The organism is Vibrio sp. 2132-1 (genome assembly GCF_033344315.1).
The window spans coordinates 1-590 of the sequence record NZ_JAWPON010000586.1 but is presented as its reverse complement, the minus strand read 5'-3'; the positions used below and the strand labels follow the sequence as shown (position 1 = coordinate 590).

Genomic DNA, 590 nt, shown 5'->3' with positions numbered 1-590 from the left:
TTAGATGCGCGAAGCTGCTGCGTATTGCTTCAATAGATCTGGCACATCAAGAATCAATGCAATGTGACCATCACTGGTAATCGTCGCACCAGCCATACCTGGTGTACCTTGCAATAAGTTATCTAATGGCTTGATAACCACTTCTTCTTGACCGATAAGCGTGTCGACGACAAAACCAACGCGTTGACTGCCGATCTGCACAATCACAACATGACCATGACCGATGCGTTGCTCCACGCGAGGAGACTTAGACGCCAACCAGTTTTGTAGGTAGAACAGTGGAATAGACTTATCGCGAACGATGATGGTTAACTGACCATCTACCACGTTGGTGCGGCTTAAATCTAAGTGGAAAATCTCGTTTACTGACGCAAGTGGTAGTGCAAACGGATGACCGCCAACACCCACCATTAAGGTCGGCAAAATCGCAAGAGTCAGTGGCACTTTGATGGTGATCTTTGTTCCCTTGCCAAGCTCTGAATCGATGTCGATTGAGCCATTTAGGGTGTTGATCGCCGTCTTAACTACGTCCATACCTACACCGCGGCCTGAAATATCAGAGATTTTCTCTTTACTTGAGAAGCCAGGGG

1 protein-coding gene is annotated in these 590 nt (G+C 47.5%); it reads right to left on the bottom strand.

Annotated features, from left to right (window positions below):
• On the bottom strand, positions 1-590 hold a 590-nt coding region (locus R8N47_RS26805), incomplete at its 5' end, for a chemotaxis protein CheA (protein WP_318186312.1).